This window comes from Pseudomonas hydrolytica, from assembly GCF_021495345.1.
Lineage (GTDB): Bacteria > Pseudomonadota > Gammaproteobacteria > Pseudomonadales > Pseudomonadaceae > Aquipseudomonas > Aquipseudomonas hydrolytica.
Genome location: NZ_CP099397.1, coordinates 4,659,024 through 4,684,990 on the forward strand (window position 1 = coordinate 4,659,024; position 25,967 = coordinate 4,684,990).

Genomic DNA, 25,967 nt, shown 5'->3' on the forward strand with positions numbered 1-25,967 from the left:
GGCAATCGAGTCTTCGTCGAGAGAAAAATGACAGATATCCCCCATCAGAGCTGGTTTCACGAAGCACAAAGCTTTCTGGCGATGGGTAGTCCAAGGAATAACTACTGAGCCTCCGACTTCCCCGGCACGGAAAGCCACCCACCAAATACTGTTTAAATATACAGTAAAAACACAATAGCGCCACTCCCCCTAAGGCTCATGTAAGCTCGTGAAAAGCTGACCGTTCCGCGGTACAAAAAACAGTACACTAGCGGTACAGTCCCTAGCTTTTGCAGGTTTCGCAAAATTACGCTTAAGCCCAGTAAGGACGCTGCTTTCAGCTTATTTTACTTACGCTGAGCTGCTCACGGTTTTACTGGGCTTGCGGCGTTTCGAGCCAACTCATAATCCCTTGGTCCACGGTTCGAGTCCGTACCTTCAAAGCCGCGCATTGCGCGGCTTTCGTATTTCTCGTCCCCTCTTAGCTGCGTTTCGCAGCCATTCAATTTTCCCTGAACCTTTCCCCTTTCCGCCCGGTCGGCTTAAAGAACCGTCGCGCTTCGCGACGCCAGCAAAGGATGCGCGATATGCCGAACCGCGCCAGCAGGATCGACGTTTCACAACTGCAACTCGAACAGCTATGGCAGCGTTATCAGCGGGTGCGCGCTGCCACGGAACGGCTCTGCGAGCCGCTGGAGCGTGAGGATTACGTGATCCAGAGCATGCCGGACGTCAGCCCGCCGAAGTGGCATCTGGCACATGTGACCTGGTTCTTCGAGGCCTTCGTGCTGCAGCCCTTCCTGCGCGGCTATCGCCCGCTGGATGAGCGTTACGACCATCTGTTCAATTCCTACTACAAGACCCACGGCACGCCCTTCGAGCGGGCGCGGCGGGGGTTGTTGTCGCGGCCGACGGTAAGCGAGGTGTACGCCTATCGCAGCCATGTCGATCTGGCCATGGAGCAGTTGCTCAACCGGATGGGCAGCGAGCTCGACGACGAGGTGCTGCAGCGGGTCGAGCTGGGGCTGGAGCACGAGCAGCAGCATCAGGAGCTGCTGCTGATGGATATCAAGCACATCCTGGCGCAGAACCCGTTGCGCCCGGTCTATCGCCGCGACCTCAAGCCGGGTGGCACTGAGGCAGGCAAGCTGCGCTGGATCAACTTTCCCGCCGGCCTGCGCCATGTCGGCCATGCCGGCGAGGACTTCGCCTTCGATTGCGAGCGGCCGCGGCATCGCGTGTTCGTCGAGGCCTTCCGGCTCGCCAGCCGGCCGGTGAGCAATGGCGAGTATCTGGAGTTCATCCGCGATGGCGGTTATCGCAGCACGGCGCTGTGGCTGGCGGACGGCTGGGACCATATCCAGCGCGCCGGCTGGCAGGCGCCGCTGTACTGGCAGCGCGAGGGCGACGACTGGCTGGAGCTGACCCTGGGCGGCCCGCGCGAGCTGGATCTGAATGCACCGGTCTGTCACCTGAGCTACTTCGAGGCCGAGGCCTTCGCCACCTGGGCGCAGGCGCGCCTGCCGCGCGAGGAAGAGTGGGAAGTGGCCGCGCAGGACGAACCGCTGTGGGGCAACTTCGTCGAGAACGATCATCTGCAGCCGGTGGCCGCGGGCACCGGCGATGGCCTGCAACAGCTCTATGGCGATGTCTGGGAATGGACCGCCAGCGCCTACCGGCCCTACCCCGGCTTTCGTCCGCTGGGCGGCAGCCTGGGCGAGTACAACGGCAAGTTCATGTCCGGGCAGATGGTGCTGCGTGGCGGTAGCTGCGCCACCCCTGAAGACCACGTTCGCCCCACCTATCGCAACTTCTTCTACCCCACGATGCGCTGGCAGTTCTCCGGCCTGCGCCTGGCCAAGGAGCTCTGAGCATGGCATTGGCAATCCGTACCCACGAACAGTCGATCAGCCCGGAACAGGAGGCGTTGCGCGAGGAAGCGCTGCGCGGCTTCGCCGCCCGGCCGAAGGCGATGTCGCCGAAGTTCTTTTACGATCACAGCGGCTCGCAGCTGTTCGAGCTGATCTGCCAGCAGCCGGAGTACTACCTGACGCGCACCGAGGAGACCATTCTGCGCCTGGCTGCGCAGGATATCGCCGCGCTGGCCGGGCGCAACGCCAGCCTGGTGGAACTGGGCAGCGGCGCCAGCCGCAAGGTCCGCCTGCTGCTGGAAACCCTGCGCCCGGCGCGCTACCTGGGCATCGATATTTCCCGCGAGTTTCTGCAGATCTGTACCCGCCGCCTGGCCGCCGACTATCGCTGGCTCGACGTGCACGCGCTGTGCGCCGACTTCAGCCAGCCCCTGACGCTGCCCGCCGAGGCGCTGGGGCAGCGCCCGTTGGCGTTCTTCCCCGGCTCCAGCATCGGCAATTTCGACCCGGATCAGGCCCGCGCCTTTTTGCGCAATCTGCATCAGGCCCTGCCGGCAGGCAGCGGTTTGCTGATCGGCGTGGATCTGATCAAGGATCGAAAGGTACTGGAGCGCGCCTACAACGACGCGGCCGGGGTCACCGCGCTGTTCAACCTCAACCTGCTCGAGCGCATCCGCAACGAGCTGGACAGCGACATCGACCCGCGCCGCTTCCAGCACCGGGCCTTCTACAACGAGGCGCAATCGCGCATCGAAATGCATCTGGTCAGCCGGCAGGCGCAGCAGGTGCGCATCGAGGATCGCGTGTTCGACTTCGCCGCGGGCGAGACCCTGCACACGGAGAATTCCTACAAGTACACGCCCAGCAGCTTCCGCGCTCTGGCGGGCGAATGCGGTTTCGCCTGCGCCGCCATGTGGCGCGACCCGGCGCAGCTGTTCAGCGTGCACTTTCTGCGGCGGGAGTGAGAGGCGGCGAGACATCCACCGCTGCGCAGGGTGGTTTGGCGGCGCCGACTGCCGGGTAGTCCAGGCGCAGAGGAGGCTGGTGCGCCGCGTAACCCACCAGACGAGGGACGGCGTTGCGCCGATGGTGGGTTACGCCGCCTCCGCTGCTGCGAGTCGCTCGGCAAGGTCACAGGCGGCTAACCCACCCTGCGAGAGCGGCGTTCGGCGTCTGTTGCGCAAACGCAGCGGCCACTGGGGTTTCAGCGTTTGGCGATGATGTACACCGCGTGGACGATGCCGGGGATGTAGCCGAGCAGGGTAAGCAGGATATTGAGCCAGAACGCGCCGCCGAAACCCACCTGGAGAAACACGCCCAGCGGCGGCAGGAGGATGGCGATGAGGATACGGATAAGGTCCATGGGGCACTCCTTGAGGTCGTACTGAAACAGACCCAATGGCGCGCCGTGCAGTTCAGCTAGTCGCACCGCCCCGATGCGCGCCGGGCGCTACGGACATGCGATCGCCCTTCGGCCGCGCCGCGGCTCGGACTGCGAACCAGGCGCTGGCGCCTCGCCGGATATGCCCCTAGTCTGAGGCCAGGATGGAAGCGCCCACTATGCCCGAACGATTCCAACAAGAACGCATCATCGTGGCCGACGATCACCCGGTGTTTCGCGACGGTCTCAGCCGTATCGCGCAGCGCGTGTTTGCGCAGGCGCAGGTGTGCGAGGCGGGGGATATGGATGAGGTCCTGAGCCTGGCCAATGCCGGGGCGGCGCCTTGCCTGTTCGTCCTTGATCTGCTGTTCCCCGGACAATCGCCGCAGGCCATTGGCGCGCTGCGCCAGCACTTCCCCTGCAGTTCGATCGTGATCGTCTCGATGGTGGATAACCGCGAGCTGATCGACGAGGTGATGGCGGCGGGCGCCGATGGCTTTATCGGCAAGGCGACGCCTCCCGATGACATCGCCGAGGCGCTGTTGGCGGTACGGGCGGGCGATTTCGTGATGACCCTGGGCCCGCCCGGCATACCGACCTTCGCCGAGGACAGACACCTGCTGGAGCAACTGACGCCGCGCCAGCAGGAGGTGCTGCAACTGGTGGTGCACGGCCTGTCGAACAAGGAAATCGCCCGCCAGCTGGATATCTCGCCGTTCACCGTGCGTATCCACGTGTCCTCGTTGCTGCGCACGCTGGATGTCGGGACCCGCGCAGCGGCTGCCGCCAAGGGCGCCAAGGCCGGCCTGAGCTAGGCTAGCCGGCCTGCTCCCTGAGCTTGAAGGTCACCAGTAGCGAGCGCAGCTGCGCCGGTTGCACCGGCTTGGGCAGTACCGGAATGTCCGTGTCGGCCAGCTCTTCCTGCACGCGGCGCACGTCGTGCCCGGTCATGACGATGGCCGGCACCCTCTGGCCGCTGACCGCCCGCACATGGCGGATGCAGTCGGCGCCGGAGACTTCGCTGCCGAGATCGAAGTCGGTGATGAGCAGATCGAAATTCGCCGACGCCTCGGGCAGCGCACTGTAGGTGGCCACCTCGCAGCCCCATTTCTGCAGCAGGGTCGCGGTGGCCAGCAGCACGTTCCGATCATCCTCGATCAGGCACACGCGCATGCCATCGAGCATGCGCGGTGCCTGCATGCCGCTGCGCTGCGCGGCCACCGCGCGGGCTGGCGCCGCTACCGGCTGCAGACCATCGATTGCGGCGAGCGTGCCGCGCCCCTCGACGGAACGGATGCGCACCTGCATGTGCATCAGCGCGCCCAGGCGCCTGACGATGGCCAGGCCCAGCCCCATGCCCTCGATATCGCTGTCGCGCGCCTGTCGCACGCGGTAGAACTCTTCGAAAATGCCGTCGAGATGCTCCTCGGCGATCCCCCGCCCCCGGTCGTACAGCTCGACCGAAAGCGTCTCGCCGTGGCGTCGGTAGCCAATCAGCACGGGGCGCCCCGGCGCGTACTTGAGGGCGTTGGACAACAGGTTCTGCAGCATGGTGGTCAACAGCCCCTGGTCGGCGAGCACGTAGACCGACGGGCAGCGCAGGCGAATCTCGACACCGGCCCAGCGTGCGGCCTCGGCATTCTGCTCGAGCAGTTGGCGCAGCACTGCGTGCAGCGCCAGCGGCTCCATCTGCGGCACCACCTTGCCGCTGTCGAGCGAGTACATGTCGAGAATCGAGCGGAACAGCCGCGCGACGCTGTGCAGGGACTTGTCGATGTTCTCCACCAGTTGCCGCTGCTCGGCGCCCAGGCTGCTGTCGCGCAGGCAGGCGGTGAACAGGCTGATGGAGTGGATCGGCTGACGCAGGTCGTGGCTGGCCTGGGCGAGGAACTGCGACTTGGCCAGGATCGCGGCCTGCTCGGCCTCGGCGGCCAGGCGCGAGCGTTTGAGCAGGGCATGCATGTACGCCGGCACGCTCAGGGTGGTCAGTGCCAGTGTGATCACCAGGTAGGGCTGGGTCTGCCAGTAGGGGGACGTGGCCAGGGTCACGGCCAGGGACATCATGGCCATGCAGGTCGCCAGCAGCAGATAGCCCGAGCCGTAACGCAGGCCGTAACCGACGGTGACCCAGACCAGAATGGCATAGACCGGCAGCATGGCGGCGCCGCCGGCGGCTATCACCAGGGTGATGCACACGTAGTCGTTGAGCATGGTGAACAAGCGCCGCGCAGGGCGATTGCCGGGACGGCGCCGAATGTCGTGCCACAGCAGCAGGGAAACGACGCAGAAGATCACCGCGAGCGTGAATATCTGCCCAGCCAGCCTCGTTTCGATCAGGGCCAGCTGGTAGAGCAGCAGTGTGTAGCCGATCGCGATTGGCGCGATGATCAGGCGCACTACCGCTTGGGCACGCTCGGTGTCGTAGGTGGGGGAAGCGGGCGCGAACATGGCAAATCCCTGCAGCGGCATCGATCCTGTGGCACCCACCATAGGCCGTAGCGGATGCCAGGCACAAGGCGGGCAATAGGCCGCTAGCACACCCGTACTATTTCGCCGCGTACCTGCCCTTCTTACACTCCGGACCATCGCTTCGACACCGGGTCGAAGCCCGGTGATCGAAGGGAGTTCACATGAACATCAAAGGAAGGTTAGGCGCTCTGTTCATCGCACCGATGCTGGCCACGCTCGCGGGATGCCTGCCGCAGAACGCGCAGAACCAGGGCCTGCACAACACCCAGATGGCCAACGACCCCTGCGCACCGAGCGCGACCAGCAGCCTGGTCGCCACTGGCCGCAGCCTGCTGGATATCGCCAACTCCGTGCTGGAAACCCAGCAGAGCTTCAACGGCAGCTCCACCAACTACGCGCAACGCGTGCAGGCCATGGAGAACGCGCAGAAGCTCAACCAGGGGCACAACGTGCTCAACAACGTGGAAAATCTCGCCGGCACCGCCAACGCGCCCTGCGTCCCGGCCGCCGCACCGGCCAGCGCGTCGCGCTGACCGATCCTCTCGCGCCGCAGCCGGGCGTTGACGTTCAGAAGCGCACGTCGAACTTGTCCAGCAGCAGCTCGGCCGGCAGGTCGCTGCTGACCAGCTGATTGCGCCCGCGCTGCTTGCCGCTGTACAGGCGGCGATCAGCGCTGCGGTAGAGCTCGGCGGCGCTGCGGCCATCCTCGGGCCAGGCGGCCAGACCGAAGGTGGCGGAAAGCGCGATCGGCTGGCCGTGGTATTCCAGCGGGCGTTCGGTGAGCTGCCGGCGCAGCGTTTCCACCAGCGGGCCGGCGCCGGCACTGTCGGTATGACGCAGCAGCAGACCGAACTCTTCACCACCCAGCCGCCCGAGAAAATCGGTGACGCGCAGGCGCTGCTGGAGCATCTGGCAGATGTGCTGCAGCGCCATGTCGCCCGCCTCGTGTCCCCATCGGTCGTTGACCTCCTTGAAGTGGTCGACGTCGAGCAGCACCAGCACCAGATGCCCGTTGCTGCGCTCGGCCTCCTGAATGCTGCGCTGCAACGCATGCTGGAAGCTGCCGCGGCTGGCCACGCCGGTCAGCGAGTCGGTCTGCGCCAACCGCTCCAGCTCCTCATGGGCCTGCATGCGCAGGCCATCGTAGATGTGCACGAACACCAGGATCAGCACGCCGCAGAGCGTGGCATTGCCCAGGTCGATCAAGCCGTGGGTGTCCAGGGTCAGGTGGTTGCCGGAGAAGTACAGCAGCAGGCCGGCAAGCATGAAGGGTGCGGTGAGCAGGAAGGCGCGGCGCTTGCCCAGCAGCAGGTAGGCCAGCAGCGGGATCATGTACAGCCACACGAAGGCGGCCGAGGACGCGTCCGGCATGACGATGATGTAGAGGATGAAACAGAAGGTCGGGATCAGGTACAGGTAGATCCACAGATACAGATGCCGCGCGCGCTCGATGCGCCAGGCGCCGAACAGCAGCAGCGCGGTGCACAGCACTTCGAGGATGGCGAAGGGGTAGTTGCCGGCCAGGGCCTGCAGCACGGCGAAGCCGCCCAGGGTCAGGCCGGTGGCGAGCAGGATGGTGCGCATCAGCGTGCGCTTGCCCGACTCGCGCAGCCCTTCGCAGTGCCCCGTGCCTACGTCCCTGTCATCGTTATGTTTGCCATCCACCATCTTCGCGCCTGTGCCGCCCCCGGAAATGCGCCCCCACCGCGCACCATCCGGCAACTATAGACGGCAAAGCGCAAGCACCCGCCGCTCTTACACCGCATAGCCGAGCACGCGCGGCAGCCACAGGGCGATTTCCGGGAAGATGGCCACCAGCAGCAGGGCACTGGACATCACCAGCACGAACAGCAGGGCCCAGCCCACGGTCTGCTCCAGCCGTATCTTGGCCACTTCCGCCGTGACCATCAGGTTGATCGCCACCGGTGGCGTGAACTGACCGATGGCGATGTTCATCGCCAGCAGGATGCCGAACCACACCGGGTTCCAGCCGAAGTGCTGCATCACCGGAATCAGGATCGGCATCAGGATCAGGTAGATGGAAATGGCATCGAGCAGCATGCCGGCCAGCAGCACCGCGAGCATCACCAGCGCCAGCAGCACCCAGCCGTTGTCCGACAGCGAGATCAGCCATTCGGCCAGATGACGGAAGGTGCCGAGCATCGTGCCGGCCCAGGCGAAGATGCCGGCCAGGGCGATGATCAGCATGACCACGCCGGAGATCACCCCGGCCTCGCCGCACAGGCGCCAGAGGCTGCGCCAGTCCAGTTCGCGGGTGACGAACAGGCCGATCAGCACGCCGTAGGTCACGCCGACCACAGCGGCTTCAGTGGGCGTGAACAGGCCGCTGCGCAGACCGCCGAGAATCAGCACCGGGGCGAACAGCGCCGGCAGCGCCTGCCTGAAGCTCGCGCCCAGCGGCGGACGCTCGCCCTGCTCCGGGGATTCCCAGCCATAGCGACGCGACAGCAGCCAGGCCGGCAGCAACAGCACCAGGCCGGCGAGAATGCCGGGGAACAGGCCGGCGGCGAACAGCGCGCGCAGGTCCACACCCGGCACCACGATGGAGTAGAGAATCAGCGCGATGGATGGCGGAATCAGAATCGCGGTGGCGGCCGAGGCGGCGATCAGCGTGGCCGAGAACGGCTTGGGATAGCCCGCCTTGGTCATGCTCGGCAGCATCACCATGGCCACCGCTGCCGCATCGGCAGGGCCGGAGCCGCTCATGCCGCCCATGATCAGGCACACCAGCACGGCGACGACGGCCAGGCCGCCATGACGCGGGCCGATCAGCGCCTGGGCGAAGCGCACCAATCTGAGCGCCACACCGGCCTTCTCGAACACCAGGCCGGTGAGGATGAACAGCGGGATGGCGATCAGCGGGTACTTGGCCACGCCGTTATAGGTGTTGGTGCCGAGGGTGGCGAGCATGTCCGGCGACAGCCCGGCGATGATGCCGATGGCGCCGGACAGGCCGAGGGCGAAGGCCACCGGCACGCCGAGCGCCAGCAGCACGGCGAAACTGAGGATCAGCCAGAGATCAGGGCTCATCGCTGATCCTCCCGCGCAGGCGATCGAGGGTCATCTGGGTCAGGCGCACGAACACCAGCAGCGCCAGGATCGGCAGCCAGATCACGTACCACCAGTTGGGCAGGCCCAGACCGGGCGACTCGGAATCCCACTGGAATTCCTCCCAGGCGAACTGACCGCCGAACCAGCACACCAGAGCCAGCACCAGCACGCCGGCCAGCCACTGCAGCAGGATCAGCGGCGTGCGCAGGCGCGGGAACAGGCGCTCGAGCAGGCCGATACGAATGTGCCGGTTGCTGCGCATGGCCACCGAGGCACCAGCGAAGGTGAGGATGACCAGCAGGAACACCGAGATTTCCTCGGTGAAGGCGAAGGATGCATCGGTGAAATAACGCACCACCACGTTGGCCAGGCTGATCAGGCTGATGATCACCAGGGCCAGGGTGGCGAGCACGCGCTCCAGCGGCGCGTCGACTTGCTTGCTCATAGGGACCTCGAATGACCGGGCAATACCATCGAGCGGTGGCGCCCCCTGCCCTCTCCCCCGGCCCCTCTCCCGCATGCGGGAGAGGGGAGCAGAGCAGGATGAGGGGGGCAAGCACCACTACGCCCCGTAGTGAGGGCTTGCGGTCAGATGGAACGAATCAGGGCTGGGCCACGGCCTTGCGCGCGGCGTCCATCAGCGCGTCGCCGATGCGCGGTGCCCATTTCTCCTGCACGCTGGCAGTGGCTTCGACGAAGGCGGCGCGCTCGGCGTCGCTCAGCTCGATCACTTCCACACCGCGCTCGCGCACATCGGCCAGGCGCTGGGCCTGGGCGCCACGCGACAGCTCGATCTCCCACTTGCCGGCGTCGATGGCCGCCTGGCGCAGCAGTTCGCGATCTTCCTCGGGCAGGCCTTTCCACACGCGCTGGTTGACGGCGAATACCAGCGGGTCGGCCATGTAGTCCCACAGGGTCAGGTACTTCTGGCCAACCTGGTCGACGCGCGCCACGTCGAAGACCGACAGCGGGTTTTCCTGGCCGTCCACCGCGCCGGTGGTCAGGGCCGGCTTGGCGTCGGCCCAGCTCATCTGCGTGGGGTTGGCGCCGAGCGCGGTGAAGGTGTCCTGGAACAGTGGCGAGCCGACCACACGGATCTTCAGGCCGGCCATGTCGGCCGGGCTGCGCACCGGCCTGGCCGAGTTGGACAGCTGGCGGAAACCGTTCTCGCCCCAGGCCAGCGGCACGATGCCGCGCTGCTCGATGGCGGCGAAAGCCAGCTTGCCGGCCTCGCCCTGGGTGATGGCGTCGAGGTCGGCATCGCTCTTCATCAGAAACGGCAGGGAGAACAGGTTGAGCTCCGGCACCTGCGGCGACCAGTTGATGGTCGAGCCCACGGCCATGTCGATCAGGCCCGAGCGCATGGCGGAGAATTCCTTGGTCTGGTCGCCGGCGACCAGTTGCGCATTGGGGTACACGCGCAGGGTGATGCGCCCTGCGGAGCGCTCGTTGACCAGGTCGGCCCACTTCTGCGCGGCCTGGCCCCAGGGGAAGGCGTCGGAAAGCACGGTGGAAACGGAGTATTCACGCGCCTGCGCGGTAGCGCAGAGGGCAGTCAGCGCAGCGCCGGCAGCGAGCGCGGAGAAGAGTCGCTTGAGTTTCATCGGGGCGTCCTTGTATGGATCTTGGTCGTTGTCGTTGTGGCACCGCAAAGCGGTGCGGATCCAGCGGTGAGCGGTTGGCTCGCCTGGCGCGCCTGGTCGGCACGCGAGAGGGACACGGCAGGTGTCACGACTGCCGGGCAGGCCTTGTGGGCGATCGGCAGGTGCCGGCGGGTTACGCGCAGCCGCCCAACTATTCCAGAAGCGCGCAGCGAATACCATTGTCCGATGTCTGTTGACATTGCCCATGCCAACGGCCGCTGCCCATAATCGCCGACACCTGACTTCGGACCTTGATTGATGGCCATTTCCCGTGACGACCTCGACCAGCACGGCCTGATCATCGGCGTGTCGCCCGAGCGCTTTCGCGCCGTGGCCATGCCGCTGCTGTTCGACCACCTCGACGCCCAGTGCGAGGGCACCATCGCGGTCAATCGCCAGGCGCGCATCGTCTGGATCAACGACAAGTACGCGCAGAAGGTCGGCATCAGCGATCCGCGCAGTGCGCTGGGCAAGGAGGTCGAAGAGGTGCTGCCGGCCAGCCGCCTGCGCGAGGTGGTGGAAAGCGGCCAGCCGAGCATGCTCGACCTGATGGCCTTCGGCGACGAGCACTTCGTGGTCACCCGCATCCCCCTGCGTGACGAGGACGGCACCCTGGTCGGCGCCCTCGGTTTCGTCCTGTTCGACCGCGCCCGCCACCTCAAGCCGCTGATGGCCAAGTACGCCAACCTGCAGACCCAGCTGCTCGCCACCCAGCACGAGCTGGCCAAGGCGCGCCGTGCGCGCTACACCATCGCCGGCTTCATCGGCGCCAGCGCGGCGGCCAGTGAAGTGAAGCGCCAGGCGCGTCGTGCCGCGCAACTCGACGCCACGGTGCTGATCCGCGGCGAGACCGGCACCGGCAAGGAGCTGCTGGCCCAGGGCATTCACAACCTGTCGCCACGGGCCAACGGCCCCTTCGTCGCGGTCAACGTCGCGGCGATCCCGGAAACCCTGGTCGAAGCCGAGCTGTTCGGCACCGCCCCGGGCGCCTTCACCGGCGCCGAGCGCAAGGCGCGCATCGGCAAGTTCGAGGTGGCCAACGGCGGCACGCTGTTTCTCGACGAGATCGGCGACCTGCCGCTGCCGCTGCAGGCCAAGCTGCTGCGCGTGCTGCAGGAGCAGGAGGTGGAGCCGCTCGGCTCCAACCAGGTCAAGCCGCTCAACGTGCGGGTGATCGCCGCCACCCATATCGACCTGGAAGCCAAGGTGGCGGCCGGGCAGTTCCGTGACGATCTGTATTACCGGCTCAACGTGCTGGCCCTGCGCGTACCGCCGCTGCGCGAACGCGCCAGCGACATCCCCGCATTGATCGAACATCTGCTCGACGACCTGGCCAACCGTTCCGGCCTGGCGCCCATGGAGCTGAGCGACGATGCCCTGGCCCTGCTCTGCGCACAGCCGTGGAAGGGCAACGTGCGCGAGCTGCGCAACCTGCTGGAACGGGCGCAGCTGGCGGTCGACGGGCGACTGGATGGCGCGACGGTGCGCAGCCTGCTGACCGATCCGGTGGCGCCAAGTGCGCCGCTGCCCCTAGCGGCGGCGATGAGCGGCACGGCGCAAACGCTGGCCGAGCAGCTGGCGCAGGCCGAACGCCAGGCGCTGCTGGCGGCCCTGCAGGCCACCGACGGCAATCGCCAGCAGGCCGCCGAACGCCTGGGCATTTCCCGCGCCGGCTTCTACGCCAAGCTGGCGCAGCATGGGCTGGGGCGGCGCGATTAGGGCCCGATGGAGCATCTCGTCTCGTAGCAGCCGGCTTGCCGGCGATCCCTGGCGGGAGCGATCGCGAGCAAGCTCGCGCCTAAAGGCCAGCGATTCAGAAGCCCCAGGCCCCGGATTGCATCCGGGCTACGCAGCGGCGCCGGTGCGGGGCGTAGATCCAGAAATCTGGACATGTATCGCGCCGGTCGAGTCCATGAATCTGGACCAATCCAGAAATCCAGACACGGGCTCACGGCTCGGCTGGCCATGCAGACCTCGCGCGTAATCCCGAAACCTGCGCCGCACGGGCCTTGCAGGGCCTTCGCCGAAAGTCCTATGCCGGCCTGGCACGACTCTGGCTCTATATCCGGCAAAGCTGCGCTGCCTCCGGCGCGCTTTCGCAGACAACGGCCTTGAGCCGGCAGAACAACAACAAAAGGAACCACCCATGGGTACCCTCGGTATTCTGATTTCTCTCGCCTTGTTGATGTACCTCGCCTACCGCGGCATCAACGTCCTGATCCTCGCTCCGCTGCTGGCCCTGCTGGCGCTGCTGTTCGCCGGCGACGTCGGCCTGCTGCTGCCCACCTACACCCAGGTGTTCATGAAGGCCATGGGCGGCTACGTGATCCAGTTCTTCCCGCTGTTCCTGCTTGGCGCCCTGTTCGGCAAGCTGATGGACGACTCGGGATCGGCGCGCGCCATCGCCCACGGCATCGTTGCCAAGGTCGGCAGCGAGCGCGCCATCCTGGCCATCGTGCTGGCCTGCGGCATCCTCACCTACGGCGGCGTGTCGCTGTTCGTGGTGGCCTTCGCCGTGTATCCGATCGGCGCTGCGCTGTTTCGCGAAGCGGGCATTCCCAAGCGCCTGATCCCCGGTGCCATCGCCCTCGGCTCGTTCACCTTCACCATGACCGCGCTGCCCGGCACCCCGGCGATTCAGAACGCCATTCCCAACCCCTTCTTCGGCACCGACGCCTTCGCCGCGCCGGGCCTGGGGGTGATCGCCGGCCTGATTATGTTCGGCCTCGGCACCTGGTGGCTCACCGCGCAGTCGCGCAAGCTGATGGCTGCCGGCGAAGGCTACGGCGAGCATCGCGATGATCCGGTCAGCGAAGAACGCCGCGACATTCCCGGCTTCTGGCTGGCGCTGCTGCCGATCTTCGTGGTGATCGCGCTGAACTTCCTGATGGCCAAGCAGATCCTGCCGGCCGTGGACACCAGCTACCTGGCCAAGCCGGAATACGGCGGCCTGCAGGACGCCAAGTCGCTGATCGGCATCTGGTCGATCATCGTCGCCCTCAGCGCCGCCATCGTGCTGCTGATCGCCCTGCACTGGAAACGCTGGATGGACCTGAAGAAGAGCGTCAACGAGGGCGCCTTCGGCTCCATGCTGCCGATCCTCAATACCGCTGCCGAGGTGGGTTACGGCACGGTGATCGCATCCCTGGCCGGCTTCGTGGTCATCCGCGACCTGGTGCTGGGCGTCTCCAGCAACCCGCTGATCTCCGAAGCGGTGGCGGTGAACATCCTCGCCGGTATCACCGGTTCGGCCTCCGGCGGCATGTCCATCGCGCTGAAGACCTTGGGCGAGCAGTACCTGACCATGGCCAACGCCGCCGGCATCAGCCCCGAACTGCTGCACCGCGTCGCCGCCATGGCCTCGGGCTGCATGGACACCCTGCCGCACAACGGCGCGGTGATCTCGCTGCTGGCGATCTGCAAGCTCACCCACCGCGAGTCGTACAAGTTCATCTTCGTCAACACCGTGGCCTTCCCGCTGATGGCGCTGGCCGTGGTCATCACGTTGGGCACGCTGTTCGGCAGCTTCTAAGCCATAAGCCTCTAGGAGCCCTCCAGACGCTGCACTGTCGCTCAGCAAAAGGTGTAGGAGCCAGCTTGCTGGCGATGCTTTTGAACCGCATGGATCGCCGGCAAGCCGGCTCCTACATGACCCCTTCGTCACGAGTACCCGCAATGAGCAAGATCATGACCGCCGCCGAAGCCGTGGCGCGTATCCCGGACAACGCCAACCTGGCCACCGGCGGCTTCGTCGGCATCGGCTTCGCCGAGCAGATCGCCATCGCCCTGGAGCAGCGTTTCCTCGCTGAACAGGCGCCGCGCGATCTGACCCTGGTGTATGCCGCCGGGCAAGGCGACGGCAAGGGTCGCGGCCTCAATCATCTGGCCCACGAGGGCCTGGTGCGGCGAGTGATCGGCGGCCACTGGGGGCTGGTGCCGGGGCTGCAGAAGCTGGCGGTGGACAACCGTATCGAGGCCTACAACCTGCCGCAGGGGGTGATTTCCCAGCTGTTTCGCGACATCGCCGCCGGCAAGCCGGGGCAGCTGTCGCGGGTCGGCCTGGGCACCTACGTCGACCCGCGCCATGGCGGCGGCAAGCTCAATGCGCGCACCACAACCGACTTGGTGCGGCTGATGCCCATCGACGGTGAGGATTACCTGTTCTACCCGACCTTCCCCATCGACGTGGCGGTGGTGCGCGCCACCAGCAGCGACCCCGACGGCAATCTCAGCTTCGAGCGCGAGGCGCTGACCATCGAGAGCCTGGCCATCGCCATGGCCGCGCGCAATTGCGGCGGGCTGGTGATCGCCCAAGTCGAGCGCATCGTCGAGCGCGGCTCGCTGAATGCGCGCGAGGTGAAGATCCCCGGCATCCTCGTGGACTGCGTGGTGCAAGCCGAACCGGCCAACCACCAGCAGACCTTCGCCACCGCCTACAACCCGGCCTTCGCTGCCGAGACCCGGGTGCCGGTGGACAGCCTGGCGCCGATGCCGCTGGACGTGCGCAAGCTGATCGCCCGCCGCGCCGCGCTGGAGCTCAAGGGCGGTGCGGTGGTCAACCTCGGTATCGGCATGCCCGAGGGCGTCGCCGCGGTGGCCGCCGAGGAAGGTGTGATCGAGCGCCTGACCCTGACCGCCGAGCCCGGCGTGATCGGCGGCGTGCCGGCCTCGGGCCTGGACTTCGGCGCGGCGAGCAACCACAGCGCGCTGCTCGATCAGCCCTACCAGTTCGACTTCTACGACGGCGGCGGCCTGGACATCGCCTTTCTCGGCCTGGCCCAGGCCGATGCGGCGGGCAACCTCAACGTGTCGAAATTCGGTTCGCGCCTGGCCGGCGCCGGCGGTTTCATCAATATCAGCCAGAACGCCAAGCAGGTGGTGTTCGTCGGCACCTTCAGTGCCGGCAAACAGGATATCCGCATCGAAGACGGCCAGCTGCGCATCGTTCAGGACGGCGAACTGCGCAAGTTCGTCGCCGAGGTGGAGCACCGCACCTTCGCCGGCCGCCTGGCTGCCGAACGCGGCCAGCCGGTGCTCTACGTTACCGAGCGCTGCGTGCTGCGCCTGAGCCGCGAAGGGCTGGAGCTGATCGAAGTGGCGCCGGGTGTGGATATCCAGCGCGACATCCTCGCGCGCATGGACTTCGCCCCCATCGTGCGCGAGCCGAAGCTGACGGACGCACGGCTGTTCCGCCCCGAGCCCATCGGCCTGGCGCAGTGCCTGGAAAACCTTTGAGCGTGAACTCGCGGGCCTGAACGGGCCCGTTTTTTTGGCCGGCACGCGACGCTCCGCTCGCGCCATGCGCGGGCAAACAACCTGAACCATCCCCCGCCCCCTCCGTCGTAACTGCAAGACGACGAGCCAGGGAGACGGAGCATGAAACCCCGATTCAAACCCTATCGTGGCCCCTCGGGCGGCTGGGGCTCGGCCTATTCGGTGGGCAGCATCCTGCTGCGCGAGCGTGCCCCGCTGACCGGCGCCATGGCCTTGCTCAAGCAGAATCGACCGATCAGCGGCTTTGCCTGCGTCAGTTGCGCCTGGGCCAAGCCGCACCCCTCCAAACCGCTGGCCTTCTGCGAGAACGGCGCCAAGGCCACGGCCTGGGAAACCACCAGCCTGCGCTGCACCCCGGAGTTCTTCGCCCAGCACCGCCTGAGCGAGCTGCGTAACTGGAGCGATTACGATCTGGAGCAGCAGGGCCGACTGACCCACCCGATGCGCTGGGATGCCAGCAGCGACCGTTACCTGCCCGTCAGCTGGGATCAGGCCATCGCCGAGATCGGCGCCGAGCTCAAGGCACTCGATGACCCCGATCAGGCGGTGTTCTACGCCTCCGGCCGGGCCTCGTTGGAAGCCTCCTACCTGTGGCAGCTGCTGGCCCGTCGCTTCGGCACCAACAACCTGCCGGACAGTTCCAACATGTGCCACGAGAGCACCTCGGTGGCGCTGCCGGAGAGCATCGGCGTACCGGTCGGCACCGTCACCCTCAACGACTTCGCCAAGACCGATGGCATCCTCATCTTCGGCCACAACACCAGCAGCAACAGCCCGCGCCTGCTGCACGACCTGGAGGCCGCGCGCGGCCGCGACGCGCCCATCCTCACCTTCAACCCGCTGCGCGAGCGCGGCCTGGAGCGCTTCACCGACCCGCAGTCGCCGACGCAGATGCTCAGCGGCCACTCCATCGTCGTCAGCACCCACTATCACCAGGTCGCCATCGGCGGCGACGTGGCGGCCATCGCCGGTATCTGCAAGGCCCTGCTGGCGCTGGACGACGAGGCGCTCGCCAGCGGCCAGCCCAGCGTGCTGGACCGCGTCTTCATCGAGCAGCACACCCAGGGCTTCGAAGCCTTCGAGCAGGCCGTCCGCGCTTATGCCTGGGCGGACCTGGAGCGCCGCAGCGGCCTGACCCGCGGCGCCATGGAGGGCGCAGCCAAGGTCTATGCCGGCTGCCAGCGGGTCATCGCCATCTACGGCATGGGCCTGACCCAGCATCGCCACGGCGTGACCAACATCCAGATGCTGGTCAACCTGCTGCTGATGCGCGGCAACCTGGGCAAGGAAGGCGCCGGCATCTGCCCGGTGCGCGGCCATTCCAACGTGCAGGGCCAGCGCACCGTGGGCATCACCGAACAGGTGGCGCAGGTGCCGGTGGAGCGGCTGCGCGAGCAGTTCGCCTTCGAGGTGCCGGCAGAGGATGGCGTCAGCACCGTCGATGCCTGCGAGGGCATCATCGCCGGCCGCATCCGCGCCTTCCTCTCGCTGGGCGGCAACTTCGTCCGCGCCGCACCGGACAGCCATCGCCTGGAACCGGCCTGGAGCAAGCTGCGCCTGACCGTGCAGATCGTCACCAAGCTCAACCGCAGCGCCCTGGTGCATGGCGAGAAGGCCTACATCCTGCCCTGCCTCGGCCGCACCGAAATGGACAGGCAGGCCAGCGGCCTGCAGTACCACACCACCGAAGACAGCACCGCCTGCATCCGCGCCTGGCAGGGGGTGGTCAAGCCGGCCGGCGAACTGCTGCGTTCGGAACCGGCGATCATCGCCGCGCTGGCCAAGGCCACCCTGCCCGACAACCCGTTGATGAACTGGGACGCCTGGGTGGCCGACTACGGGCTGATCCGCGAGGCCATCGCCGGCAGCTATCCGGAGATCTTCCACGACTTCAATACGCGCATGCTCGAGCCCGGCGGCTTTCACCGGCCGCTGGGGGCCAGCCAGCGGCAATGGGCCACCGACAGCGGCCGGGCCAACTTCATGGTGCCCAGCACCCTGGCGGTGAACGACGACGTCGAGCCGGACCCGGAGCGCCGCGACGTGCTGAACCTGATGACGGTGCGCAGCAACGACCAGTTCAACACCACGGTGTATGGCTACAACGACCGCTTCCGCGGCATTCATGGCACCCGCTCGGTGATTCTCATGCACCGCAACGACATGACCCGGCTGGCGCTGAACGAGGGTGATCAGGTGCAGGTGAGCACCGCCGTGGACGACGGCGTGCAGCGCTCGGTCGGGCCGCTGCGCGTCACCCCGCACGACATCCCCGAAGGCTGCTGCGCCGCTTACTACCCCGAGTGCAACCCGCTGCTGCCGCTCTGGCACCACGAGGAGAAGGCCAAGGTGCCGGCGGCCAAGTCGATCCCGGTGACCCTGCGCCGCCTGATCGCCATGGCCCAGGCGCGCTAGCGCATGCCGAGCTTATGGCGCGCGGCATACAGGCAGATCATCTCCATCGCCAGGGTGGCGCCGGCCAGCGCGGTGACTTCGGCATGGTCGTAGGGCGGCGCCACCTCAACCACGTCCATGCCCACCAGGTTGATGCCGCGCAGGCCGCGCAGGATTTCCAGCGCCTGGTGGCTGGATAGCCCGCCGCATACGGGCGTGCCGGTACCGGGGGCGAAGGCCGGGTCGAGGCAGTCGATATCGAAGGTCAGGTACACCGGATGGTCGCCCACCCGTGCGCGGATGCGCTCGGCAATCTGCTCCGGCGTGCTGCGTTGCACCTCGCGGGCATCAAGTACCTGAAAGCCCATCACGTCGTCGTTGGTGGTGCGCAAACCGACCTGCACCGAACGCGCCGGGTCCACCAGGCCCTCGCGCGCGGCGTGGTAGAACATGGTGCCGTGGTCGATGCGCTGGACCTCCTCGTCCGGCCAGGTGTCGCTGTGCGCGTCGAAGTGGATCAGTGCCAGCCTGCCGTGCTTGCTGGCATGGGCCTTGAGCAGCGGGTAGCTGATGAAGTGGTCGCCGCCGAGGGTAAGCATGGCGGCGCCGGCCTCGAGGATCCGCGTGGCGTGCGCCTCGATCGCCGCCGGGGTGTGCTGCGGCGTGCCGTGGTCGAAAAGGCAGTCGCCGTAGTCGATGCAGGCGAGCACATCGAAGGGATCGAACTCCCAGGGGTAATGCCGCGCCCAGGCCGACTGGATCGAGGCGGCGCGGATCGCCCGCGGACCGAAGCGGCTGCCGGGGCGGTTGGTGGTGGCGGTGTCGAAGGGCACGCCACTGATGGCCAGGTCCACGCCACTGAGGTCGCGCGTGTAGCGCCGACGCATGAAGCTGGTGATGCCGGCGTAGGTGGGCTCGGCGGCGGTGCCGTAAAGGCTGGCGCGGGTGATGGCCTGGTCGTTGTCGAAGGCTTGGTCCATGGGTCGGCTACTCGTTTTCGGTGATGTTCGCGAGCAGAGCTCGCTCCTACGGGCTCAGTACTGGCTGCGGAAGGCGGTCCACAGGCGGGTGCGCTGGCGCTGCTCGCGCGGGCCCTGCACCTGCTCGGGGAACAGGCGCTCGCGCACCGCGGCCGGCGGGTAGATATCCGGGTCGCCGCGCACCGCCTCGTCCAGCAGCGGCGTGGCGGCGGCATTGGCGTTGGCGAAGAACAGCGCGTTGCTCAGCTCGGCGATGGCCTCGGGCTGCAGCATGAAGTCGATGAAGGCCCGCGCCGCCTCGGGGTTCGGCGCATCGGCGGGAATCGCCATGGTGTCGAACCAGATCAGCGTGCCCTCGCGCGGGATGCGGTAGACCACTTCGAACGGCTGCCCGGCCTCGGCGGCACGTGCGGCGGCCATGCCGGCGTCGCCGGTGTAGGTCAGCGCCAGGCACAGGCTGCCGTTGGCCAGATCGTCGATATGCCGGGCGCTGCCGACATAGCGCAGGTTCGGCTGCAGGCCGGCAAGCAGTGCCCGAGCCGCCTCGAGATCCTTGGCCGCATTGCTGTAGGGATTCTTGCCCAGGTAGTTGAGGGCAATGGCGATCACCTCCTGCGGCGAGTCGAGCACGGCGATGCCGCAATCCTTGAGCTTGCTGGCGTATTCGGGCCGGAACAGCAGATCGAGGCTGTCCAGGGCCACGCCGGGTAGACGCTGCTCCAGCGCCTGGCGGTTGAGGCCCAGGCCCACGGTGCCCCAGGTATAGGGCACGCCGAAGCGATTGCCGGGGTCGACGCTGGCCAGCTTGGCCAGCAGCTCGGCGTCCAGATTGCCGGCATGCTTCAGCTCGCCGACCGGCTGCAGCGCCCCGGCCTGAATGGCTCGGGCCAGGCCGCTGGAAGCGGGAAAGACCAGGTCGTAGCCGCTGCCGCCGGTCAGCAGCTTGCTTTCCAGCACCTCGGTGCTGTCGAAGGTGTCGTACTTGACCCGGATGCCGGTCTCGGCCTGAAAACGCGCAAGCGCCTGCGGCGCCACGTAGTCGGCCCAATTGTACAGGTTGAGCTGTTTCGGCTCGGCCAGCAGCGGCGTGGCGATGGTCAGAAGCAGCAGGCTTGCAGCGAGACGCATGGTTCGATCCTCGGGCAGATGCGGTTGGCCGCACCTCTTCTGCGGAGGCTGGGCATGTCGGCATGCTGCGCCCGCCGTTGCTTCGGATAAATACGAAGTGATCTACTCCAACATCGATCCTTATCAATGTTTGGGAGCCGCCATGCTCAGCCAACTGCGCGACCTCGATCTGCAACTGCTGCGGCTGTTCGTCACCGTGGTGGAAAGCGGTGGCTTCAGCGCGGCGCAAGGCGAGCTGGGCATCGGCCAGTCGACCATCAGCACGCAGATGGCCAAACTGGAAACGCGCCTGGGTTTTCGCCTGTGCGAACGCGGCAAGGCCGGCTTTCGCCTGACGGCCAAGGGCGAGCAGGTGCTGGCCGCCACGCGCAAGCTGTTCACCGCCATCGAGACCTTCAAGGGCGAGGCCCAGGGCATGGCCGACAAGCTGCTCGGCGAGCTGCGCATCGGCCTCTCCGAAGCGCTGCCCGATCAGGTACTGGAGCGCCTCGGCGTGGCCATCGGGCGTTTCCGCCGGCGCAACCAGGCGGTACAGATCGAGCTGCTCAGCGCCATGCCCGCCGAGCTGGAACGGCGTCTGCTGCAGGACCAGCTGCAACTGGCCATCGGCTACTTCTCCGGCAGCCAGACGGCGCTGGACTATCACCCGCTGTTCGACGAGCGCCAGCGCCTGTACTGCGGCCGCCAGCACCCGCTGTTCGCACGTGAGACGCTGAGCGTCGATGACCTGCAGAGCTGCGACCGCGTCGTGCACCCCTACCGCTTCATCAGTGCCGACGAGCCCTGGCAGGGCGGCACCAGCAGCGCGCGCTGCGAGCAGGTCGAGGGCAGCCTGGCGTTGATCCTCTCCGGCGCTCACCTGGGCTATCTGCCCGAGCACATCGCCCAGCCCTGGGTCGCCCGCGGCAGCTTGCGCGCCCTGCCCGGCGACTGGGATTTCACCGTGCAGTTTCGCCTGGCCAGCCACCGTGGTCATACGCCCAGCGAAGCGCAGCTGGCCTTCGCCGATGACCTGCTGGCGGCCTTCGCCGCGGGCTAGGGGCGCTGCACGCGCTGCTCACCGTCTGCCCTGAGCTCAGCGGCCAAGGCTTCCAGCGCAGCGAGAATCGCCACGATATCGGCATGCAGGTCACGTTCGTCGGGAGCTTCCGCTTCCAGTTGCAGCTGTGGATCGAAGCCCAGGGGGAAATGGATGCCCATGACGTTGTCCTCGTCGGTGCTGGCCGAACATGGCCGAAGGATCGCTAGGCAGGAGATGAGCCGAACGGCTCGAAACGGGACGCTGCACATCAGACTGTGCTCGCAACATGACGCCTTTATGACCCCGATCGACGGCGAGGCTCAAGCCAGAGCGTCCGGCAGGTGATGAACGGCGGTCTATAGTTGACCACTCCCCTTCGTTCCCGCCGCAAGGAGTTTCCATGAGCAAGACTCACAAGGTCGCCGTACTGGTCGGCAGCCTGCGCAAGGCTTCGATCAACCGCAAACTGGCTCTGGCCCTGGCCGAACTGGCGCCGGCTTCGCTGCAACTGGAGATCGTCGAGATCGGCGAACTGCCGCTGTACAACGAGGACATCGACGTCGACCCGGCGCCGCCGGCCTACAGCGCCTTCCGTGCCAAGCTCAAGGGCGCGGACGCCCTGCTGTTCGTCACCCCGGAGTACAACCGCTCGATGCCGGCGCCAATGAAGAACGCCATCGACGTCGGCTCACGCCCCTACGGCCAGAGCGCCTTCAGCGGCAAGCCGGGTGCCGTGCTCAGCGCCTCGCCGGGGGCCATGGGCGGCTTCGGCGCCAACCACCACCTGCGTCAGTGCATGGTGTTTCTCGACGTGCACATGATGCAGCAGCCGGAGGCCTACCTCGGCGGCGCCGGCAGCTTCTTCGACGACAGCGGCACGCTGAGCGACGGCATCAAGCCCTTCCTGCAGAAATTCATCGACGCCTACGCGGCCTGGGTGGCCAAGCACGCCTGATGCACTGCGCCGCCTCCGGGCGGCGACTCGCTCTGCCGATATGCCCTCATCCGCGGCCTGAATGACACTCGCCATTAGACCGACCGGTCTACATAATCCCACCCATGACCAAGACCACTCGCGACAAACTGATCGACGCCATGATCGACGCCCTGCAGCGCAAGGGCCTGCATGGGGTTGGCCTGAACGAACTGCTGGCCGGAGCCGGTGCGCCCAAGGGCAGCCTGTACCACCACTTCCCCGGCGGCAAGACGGAACTGGCGGTGGCGGCCATCGAGCGTGTCGGCCGGCGCGCCGAACAGGCCTTCGCCGCTCTGTTCGAGCATCAGCCCGAGCCGCTCGATGCGCTGGCGACCTGGCTGCAGTCGGCCCTCGGCCAGTTGCAGGGCAGTGCCTTCGAGCGCGGCTGTCCGCTGGCCACCGTCGCCCTGGAGAGCGGCCCGGAGGACGGCGAGATCCGCGTCGCCCTGGCCGAGGCCTTCGGCACCATTCGTCATGCGCTGCAGCGTCAGTTGCAGCAGCACGGCTACCCCGAGGCCGAAGGCCTCGCCGCGCTGTTCGTCGCGCTCTACGAAGGCGGGCTGCTGCAGGCCCGCGTCGCCGGCACCAGCGAACCGCTGAAACAGGCAGCGCAGACGCTGCTCCACCTGACCCGTCAGCACCGTACGGAGCCCAGATGACATGAACGCCACCATCCGCAGCGAAACCCTGCCCCTGCTCGCCCTGGACGATTATCAGCTGAGCGCCACCCGCTACCACGCGCCACAGCCACGGGCGCAGTTGCTGATCGCCGGCGCCACCGGCGTGCCACAGGGGTTCTACCGGCGCTTCGCCGAACATGCGGCCAGCCGCGGTTTCACCACCCTGACCCTGGACTACCGCGGCGTCGGCCAGTCCAGGCCGGCCAGCCTGCGCGGCTTCGAGATGGACTACCTGGACTGGGCCCACCTCGATCTGGCGGCCGCGGTGGATCAGCATCGGCATGCCGAACGCCCGCTGTTCATGGTCGGCCACTCCTTCGGCGGGCATGCCTTCGGCCTGCTGCCCAATCATGATCAGGTGACCGGCTTCTACACCTTCGGCACCGGTGCCGGCTGGCATGGCTGGATGCCCAGGGCCGAGCAGGTTCGCGTGCTGGCCATGTGGCGCGTGATCGGCCCGCTGATGACGCGCTACAAGGGTTACCTGGCCTGGAGCAAGCTGGGCATGGGCGAGGATCTGCCCATGGGCGTGTACCGCCAGTGGAAGCGCTGGTGCCGCTACCCGCGCTACTTCTTCGACGACCCGCAGATGCCGGGGCTGGCCGAGCGTTTCGCCCAGGTGAGCACCCCCATGGTGGCGCTCAATGCCCTGGACGACCTGTGGGCCCCACCCGCCTCGCGCGATGCCTTCATGGCCGCCTATGTCAACGCGCCCTACCTGGCCCGCACGCTCGACTCGCAGGCCGAGGGCCTGGGCAATATCGGCCATATGGGCTACTTCCGCCCCGCCGCCCAGCGCCTGTGGGACGAAACCCTGGATTGGTTCGAGCAACTGCAGGCCGGCCGCCAGGCGGCCTGACCGCGTAGGGTGCGCGGCGCACCAGCCAGGGCGACGGAGCCATTGGTGCATTGTGCGTACCGACGATGGCGCACGGAAACATTGGTGCGCATGGCGCACCCTACGGCAGAGCGGTCGGACATTCGCGTAGGGTGCGCTGTGCGCACCAGCCAGGACGACGGAACCATCGGCGCATGGTGCGTACCGGCGATGGCGCACGGAAACATTGGTGCGCATGGCGCACCCTACGGCAGAGCGGTCGGACATTCGTAGGGTGGGCTGCGTGCACCAATCTCGCTGCGCACTCGCCTTTCGCCCGAGGCGAATATGACCCTGTACTTCCTGCGGCCGCTGTCTGGCGAACGCCTGCCCGGGGTGGGTGGCCGAATGGTGTGGTCTGATGCAGCTGAAATCGCGGGAAATTGCGGAATCGGGCGAACGCCCAAAAAAAGAAAACCCCGCGATTGCGGGGCCTTGCAGACTGTTGTCCTGACATCCCTGATCTGCTCACCGTCCTGGTGGCTGTCCAGCGTGTCCCTGTTTCTCTAGGCGCTTCCTGCGCTGAATCCATGCACGGCAGAGTACGCTCGTACCCGACATATCAGAAGTGGCGATAAGCGGCAGCCTTTGTAAGCCTAAGCTTACACTCACCCAACCAAGCATTCGCTCGGCTTTATTCTGTGACGCACGTCTTGCTAGACTCCACTTTGTCCTACAAAAACAACAGACCCCGTCAACGGCGGTCATTGGGGCCGATCATGCGTACTGCCATCCTGCTTCTCGGTTGCCTGGCAACCTGTATCAGCCTGCCTGCCGTCGCCAGCGGACAGAATCAGTTGGGCGATCCCAAGCAGGCCATCGAACAGGCCTTCTGGAAAGACCTCTACGGCACCGGCGGCACTTCGCTGTACTGCGGCCAGACGTTCACGACTCCCGGCAGCACCTTCACCGCCAGTCCCATCTACAGCAGCAAGCAGCTCAAGAGCGCGCTGCGCTGCGTCACCGACCGCCAGTGCACCATCATGAATCCGCGCTACCCCTTTATCGCGGCGGACCTGCACAACCACTACCCGGCCCTGACCCGCGTCGAGCTGGCACGACGCAACGCCCAGTTCGCCGAGCTGGCCGCCGACGTGCCGAGCAAGTTCGCCGACATCGGCTGCGACATGAAGACCAGCTTCCAGCTGGTGGAGCCGCGCGACGAGGCCAAGGGCAATATCGCCCGGGCGATCTTCTACATGCACGTGGAGTACGACCTGCCCATCGTCGGCCTGGTGTCGATGTACAAGAACTGGCACCGCATGGACCCGCCGGACGCGGAAGAAAAGGCGCGCAACGACAAGATCGAGGTGCTGCAGGGCACGCGCAATCGCTTTATCGACGATCCGTCACTGGTGGATCAGCTGATCGCTGATTGAGGCTCGCTGCGTTCGATATCGCCGCTCCGTAGGGTGTCGCGGGGCCGCCGAGGCTGTGCGCACCGAACTACAGCGTGCTTGGTGCGCACAGCGCACCCTACAAATCGCGCGCACCCTACGCTCTGCGCTTGTGTAGCGAACGCAGCTTGTAGCGGTCGCCGGGATGGATCAGCCGCGCGTAGCTGATCAGGTGATCGTCCGACCAGGTGCGGCGGATCACGCTCAGGCAGGGCATGGCCGGGTCGATCTGCAGCAGCTCGGCGGTGCGCGCATCCACCAGCACCGCTTCGACCACATGCTCGACATCCGACATCGGGCAACTGGCGACCAGCACCTCGTTGGGCGTGACCTGGGTGAAGTCGCTCTGCAGGTAATGCGGTACCCAGCGCGGGTTGACGAAGCGGTCCTCGAGCTGGATCGGCAGGCCGTCCTGCAGGTGCACGAGGATGCTGTGAAACACCTCGGCGCCCAGACGCAGCCCCAGACGCAGGGCCACTTCGTCATCGGCGGCAATGGCCTCGCAGCGCACCACTTCGTTGCTGTAGGCATGGCCGCGACCGCGCACTTCGCTGGCGATATTCATCACCTCATGCAGCGGCGACTCGGCCTTGCGGTCGGTGACGAAGGTGCCGAGGCCGGCCTGGCGCACCAGATAGCCCTTCTGCACCAGGTTCTGGATCGCCTTGTTGGCGGTCATGCGGCTGACGGCGAAATCCCGCGCCAGCTGCTCCTCGGGCGGAATCTGGTGATTGACCGGATAGGCACCGCCGTGAATGCGCTCGAGGAGAAAATCCTCGATGGCCTTGTAGCGCGGGGTGGGACTGGTCACGTCGACTCCTTGGA

General features: G+C 66.6%; 23 protein-coding genes. 13 read left to right on the forward strand and 10 right to left on the reverse strand.

Annotated features, from left to right (window positions below; all coding sequences use genetic code 11):
• The first annotated feature begins 566 nt into the window (after positions 1–566).
• Together egtB and egtD are read left to right on the forward strand one after the other, a co-directional pair.
• The gene (egtB, locus tag L1F06_RS21990) at positions 567–1,850 is read left to right on the forward strand and encodes an ergothioneine biosynthesis protein EgtB (protein ID WP_129482566.1); all 1,284 of its coding nucleotides are present in this window, start codon (positions 567–569) and stop codon (positions 1,848–1,850) included.
• A 2-nt stretch (positions 1,851–1,852) separates the two neighbouring features.
• The gene (egtD, locus tag L1F06_RS21995) at positions 1,853–2,815 is read left to right on the forward strand and encodes an L-histidine N(alpha)-methyltransferase (RefSeq protein ID WP_012019884.1); all 963 of its coding nucleotides are present in this window, start codon (positions 1,853–1,855) and stop codon (positions 2,813–2,815) included.
• A 239-nt stretch (positions 2,816–3,054) separates the two neighbouring features.
• Here egtD and L1F06_RS22000 read toward each other — a convergent pair whose 3' ends face one another.
• The gene (locus tag L1F06_RS22000) at positions 3,055–3,213 is read right to left on the reverse strand and encodes a YqaE/Pmp3 family membrane protein (RefSeq protein ID WP_003084988.1); all 159 of its coding nucleotides are present in this window, start codon (positions 3,211–3,213) and stop codon (positions 3,055–3,057) included.
• Positions 3,214–3,410: 197 nt separating this feature from the next.
• On the opposite strand from L1F06_RS22000, the gene L1F06_RS22005 reads away from it, so the two are divergent.
• Positions 3,411–4,046, forward strand: coding sequence for a LuxR C-terminal-related transcriptional regulator (locus L1F06_RS22005; RefSeq protein ID WP_129482565.1), 636 nt, complete (start codon positions 3,411–3,413; stop codon positions 4,044–4,046).
• 1 nt (position 4,047) lies between these two features.
• On the opposite strand, the gene L1F06_RS22010 is transcribed toward L1F06_RS22005, so the two are convergent.
• Positions 4,048–5,679, reverse strand: coding sequence for an ATP-binding response regulator (locus tag L1F06_RS22010; protein WP_129482564.1), 1,632 nt, complete (start codon positions 5,677–5,679; stop codon positions 4,048–4,050).
• 182 nt (positions 5,680–5,861) lie between these two features.
• Between L1F06_RS22010 and L1F06_RS22015 the strand changes: the two genes are divergently transcribed.
• Complete coding sequence (locus L1F06_RS22015; protein WP_004373567.1) at positions 5,862–6,233, forward strand: hypothetical protein; 372 nt, start codon at positions 5,862–5,864, stop codon at positions 6,231–6,233.
• Positions 6,234–6,267: 34 nt separating this feature from the next.
• Here L1F06_RS22015 and L1F06_RS22020 read toward each other — a convergent pair whose 3' ends face one another.
• The 4 genes from L1F06_RS22020 to L1F06_RS22035 all read right to left on the reverse strand — a co-directional run bounded on the left by L1F06_RS22020 (position 6,268) and on the right by L1F06_RS22035 (position 10,376).
• Positions 6,268–7,368 (reverse strand): GGDEF domain-containing protein, encoded by a 1,101-nt coding sequence (locus tag L1F06_RS22020; RefSeq protein ID WP_096825449.1) that lies wholly within the window; start codon positions 7,366–7,368, stop codon positions 6,268–6,270.
• 87 nt (positions 7,369–7,455) lie between these two features.
• Complete coding sequence (locus L1F06_RS22025) at positions 7,456–8,751, reverse strand: TRAP transporter large permease (RefSeq protein WP_129482563.1); 1,296 nt, start codon at positions 8,749–8,751, stop codon at positions 7,456–7,458.
• Entirely contained in the window at positions 8,741–9,217 is a 477-nt protein-coding gene (locus tag L1F06_RS22030) for a TRAP transporter small permease (protein ID WP_012019890.1), read from the reverse strand. The genes L1F06_RS22025 and L1F06_RS22030 overlap by 11 nt, the downstream gene beginning before the upstream one ends.
• Positions 9,218–9,374: 157 nt before the next feature.
• Positions 9,375–10,376, reverse strand: a complete 1,002-nt coding sequence (locus tag L1F06_RS22035; RefSeq protein ID WP_004373575.1) for a DctP family TRAP transporter solute-binding subunit — start codon at positions 10,374–10,376, stop codon at positions 9,375–9,377.
• 297 nt (positions 10,377–10,673) lie between these two features.
• Here L1F06_RS22035 and L1F06_RS22040 point away from each other — a divergent pair, with 297 nt between their 5' ends.
• The 4 genes from L1F06_RS22040 to L1F06_RS22055 all read left to right on the forward strand — a co-directional run bounded on the left by L1F06_RS22040 (position 10,674) and on the right by L1F06_RS22055 (position 18,104).
• Positions 10,674–12,134: a sigma-54 interaction domain-containing protein gene (locus L1F06_RS22040; RefSeq protein WP_004373578.1), complete on the forward strand. Its 1,461-nt coding sequence runs from the start codon at positions 10,674–10,676 to the stop codon at positions 12,132–12,134.
• A 427-nt stretch (positions 12,135–12,561) separates the two neighbouring features.
• Positions 12,562–13,947 (forward strand): GntP family permease, encoded by a 1,386-nt coding sequence (locus L1F06_RS22045; RefSeq protein WP_004373579.1) that lies wholly within the window; start codon positions 12,562–12,564, stop codon positions 13,945–13,947.
• A gap of 143 nt (positions 13,948–14,090) precedes the next feature.
• Positions 14,091–15,650 (forward strand): acyl CoA:acetate/3-ketoacid CoA transferase, encoded by a 1,560-nt coding sequence (locus L1F06_RS22050; RefSeq protein ID WP_129482562.1) that lies wholly within the window; start codon positions 14,091–14,093, stop codon positions 15,648–15,650.
• A 141-nt stretch (positions 15,651–15,791) separates the two neighbouring features.
• Positions 15,792–18,104, forward strand: a complete 2,313-nt coding sequence (locus L1F06_RS22055) for an FdhF/YdeP family oxidoreductase (protein ID WP_129482561.1) — start codon at positions 15,792–15,794, stop codon at positions 18,102–18,104.
• On the opposite strand, the gene speB is transcribed toward L1F06_RS22055, so the two are convergent.
• Together speB and L1F06_RS22065 are read right to left on the reverse strand one after the other, a co-directional pair.
• Positions 18,101–19,063 carry an agmatinase gene (gene speB, locus L1F06_RS22060; protein WP_004373585.1) on the reverse strand — a complete coding sequence of 321 codons (963 nt, stop codon included), beginning with the start codon at positions 19,061–19,063 and terminating at the stop codon, positions 18,101–18,103. The genes L1F06_RS22055 and speB overlap by 4 nt on opposite strands.
• Before the next feature lie 54 nt (positions 19,064–19,117).
• Complete coding sequence (locus tag L1F06_RS22065) at positions 19,118–20,191, reverse strand: extracellular solute-binding protein (RefSeq protein ID WP_129482560.1); 1,074 nt, start codon at positions 20,189–20,191, stop codon at positions 19,118–19,120.
• Positions 20,192–20,333: 142 nt separating this feature from the next.
• Here L1F06_RS22065 and L1F06_RS22070 point away from each other — a divergent pair, with 142 nt between their 5' ends.
• Complete coding sequence (locus tag L1F06_RS22070; RefSeq protein ID WP_129482559.1) at positions 20,334–21,230, forward strand: LysR family transcriptional regulator; 897 nt, start codon at positions 20,334–20,336, stop codon at positions 21,228–21,230.
• Here the strand turns inward: L1F06_RS22070 and L1F06_RS22075 are convergent.
• Complete coding sequence (locus tag L1F06_RS22075) at positions 21,227–21,391, reverse strand: hypothetical protein (protein ID WP_177491120.1); 165 nt, start codon at positions 21,389–21,391, stop codon at positions 21,227–21,229. The two genes, L1F06_RS22070 and L1F06_RS22075, sit on opposite strands and share 4 nt — an antisense overlap.
• 221 nt (positions 21,392–21,612) lie before the next feature.
• On the opposite strand from L1F06_RS22075, the gene L1F06_RS22080 reads away from it, so the two are divergent.
• The 4 genes from L1F06_RS22080 to L1F06_RS22095 all read left to right on the forward strand — a co-directional run bounded on the left by L1F06_RS22080 (position 21,613) and on the right by L1F06_RS22095 (position 25,124).
• Entirely contained in the window at positions 21,613–22,167 is a 555-nt protein-coding gene (locus L1F06_RS22080) for an NADPH-dependent FMN reductase (RefSeq protein ID WP_129482558.1), read from the forward strand.
• A 104-nt stretch (positions 22,168–22,271) separates the two neighbouring features.
• Positions 22,272–22,847 (forward strand): TetR/AcrR family transcriptional regulator, encoded by a 576-nt coding sequence (locus L1F06_RS22085; protein WP_129482557.1) that lies wholly within the window; start codon positions 22,272–22,274, stop codon positions 22,845–22,847.
• Between the two features lies 1 nt (position 22,848).
• Positions 22,849–23,727 (forward strand): alpha/beta hydrolase family protein, encoded by an 879-nt coding sequence (locus L1F06_RS22090; RefSeq protein ID WP_129482556.1) that lies wholly within the window; start codon positions 22,849–22,851, stop codon positions 23,725–23,727.
• 737 nt (positions 23,728–24,464) lie between these two features.
• Complete coding sequence (locus tag L1F06_RS22095; RefSeq protein ID WP_004373600.1) at positions 24,465–25,124, forward strand: endonuclease; 660 nt, start codon at positions 24,465–24,467, stop codon at positions 25,122–25,124.
• Positions 25,125–25,239: 115 nt separating this feature from the next.
• Here the strand turns inward: L1F06_RS22095 and hutC are convergent, their stop codons facing one another.
• The gene (gene hutC / locus L1F06_RS22100; protein WP_129482555.1) at positions 25,240–25,953 is read right to left on the reverse strand and encodes a histidine utilization transcriptional repressor HutC; all 714 of its coding nucleotides are present in this window, start codon (positions 25,951–25,953) and stop codon (positions 25,240–25,242) included.
• Between the last annotated feature and the right edge of the window lie 14 nt (positions 25,954–25,967).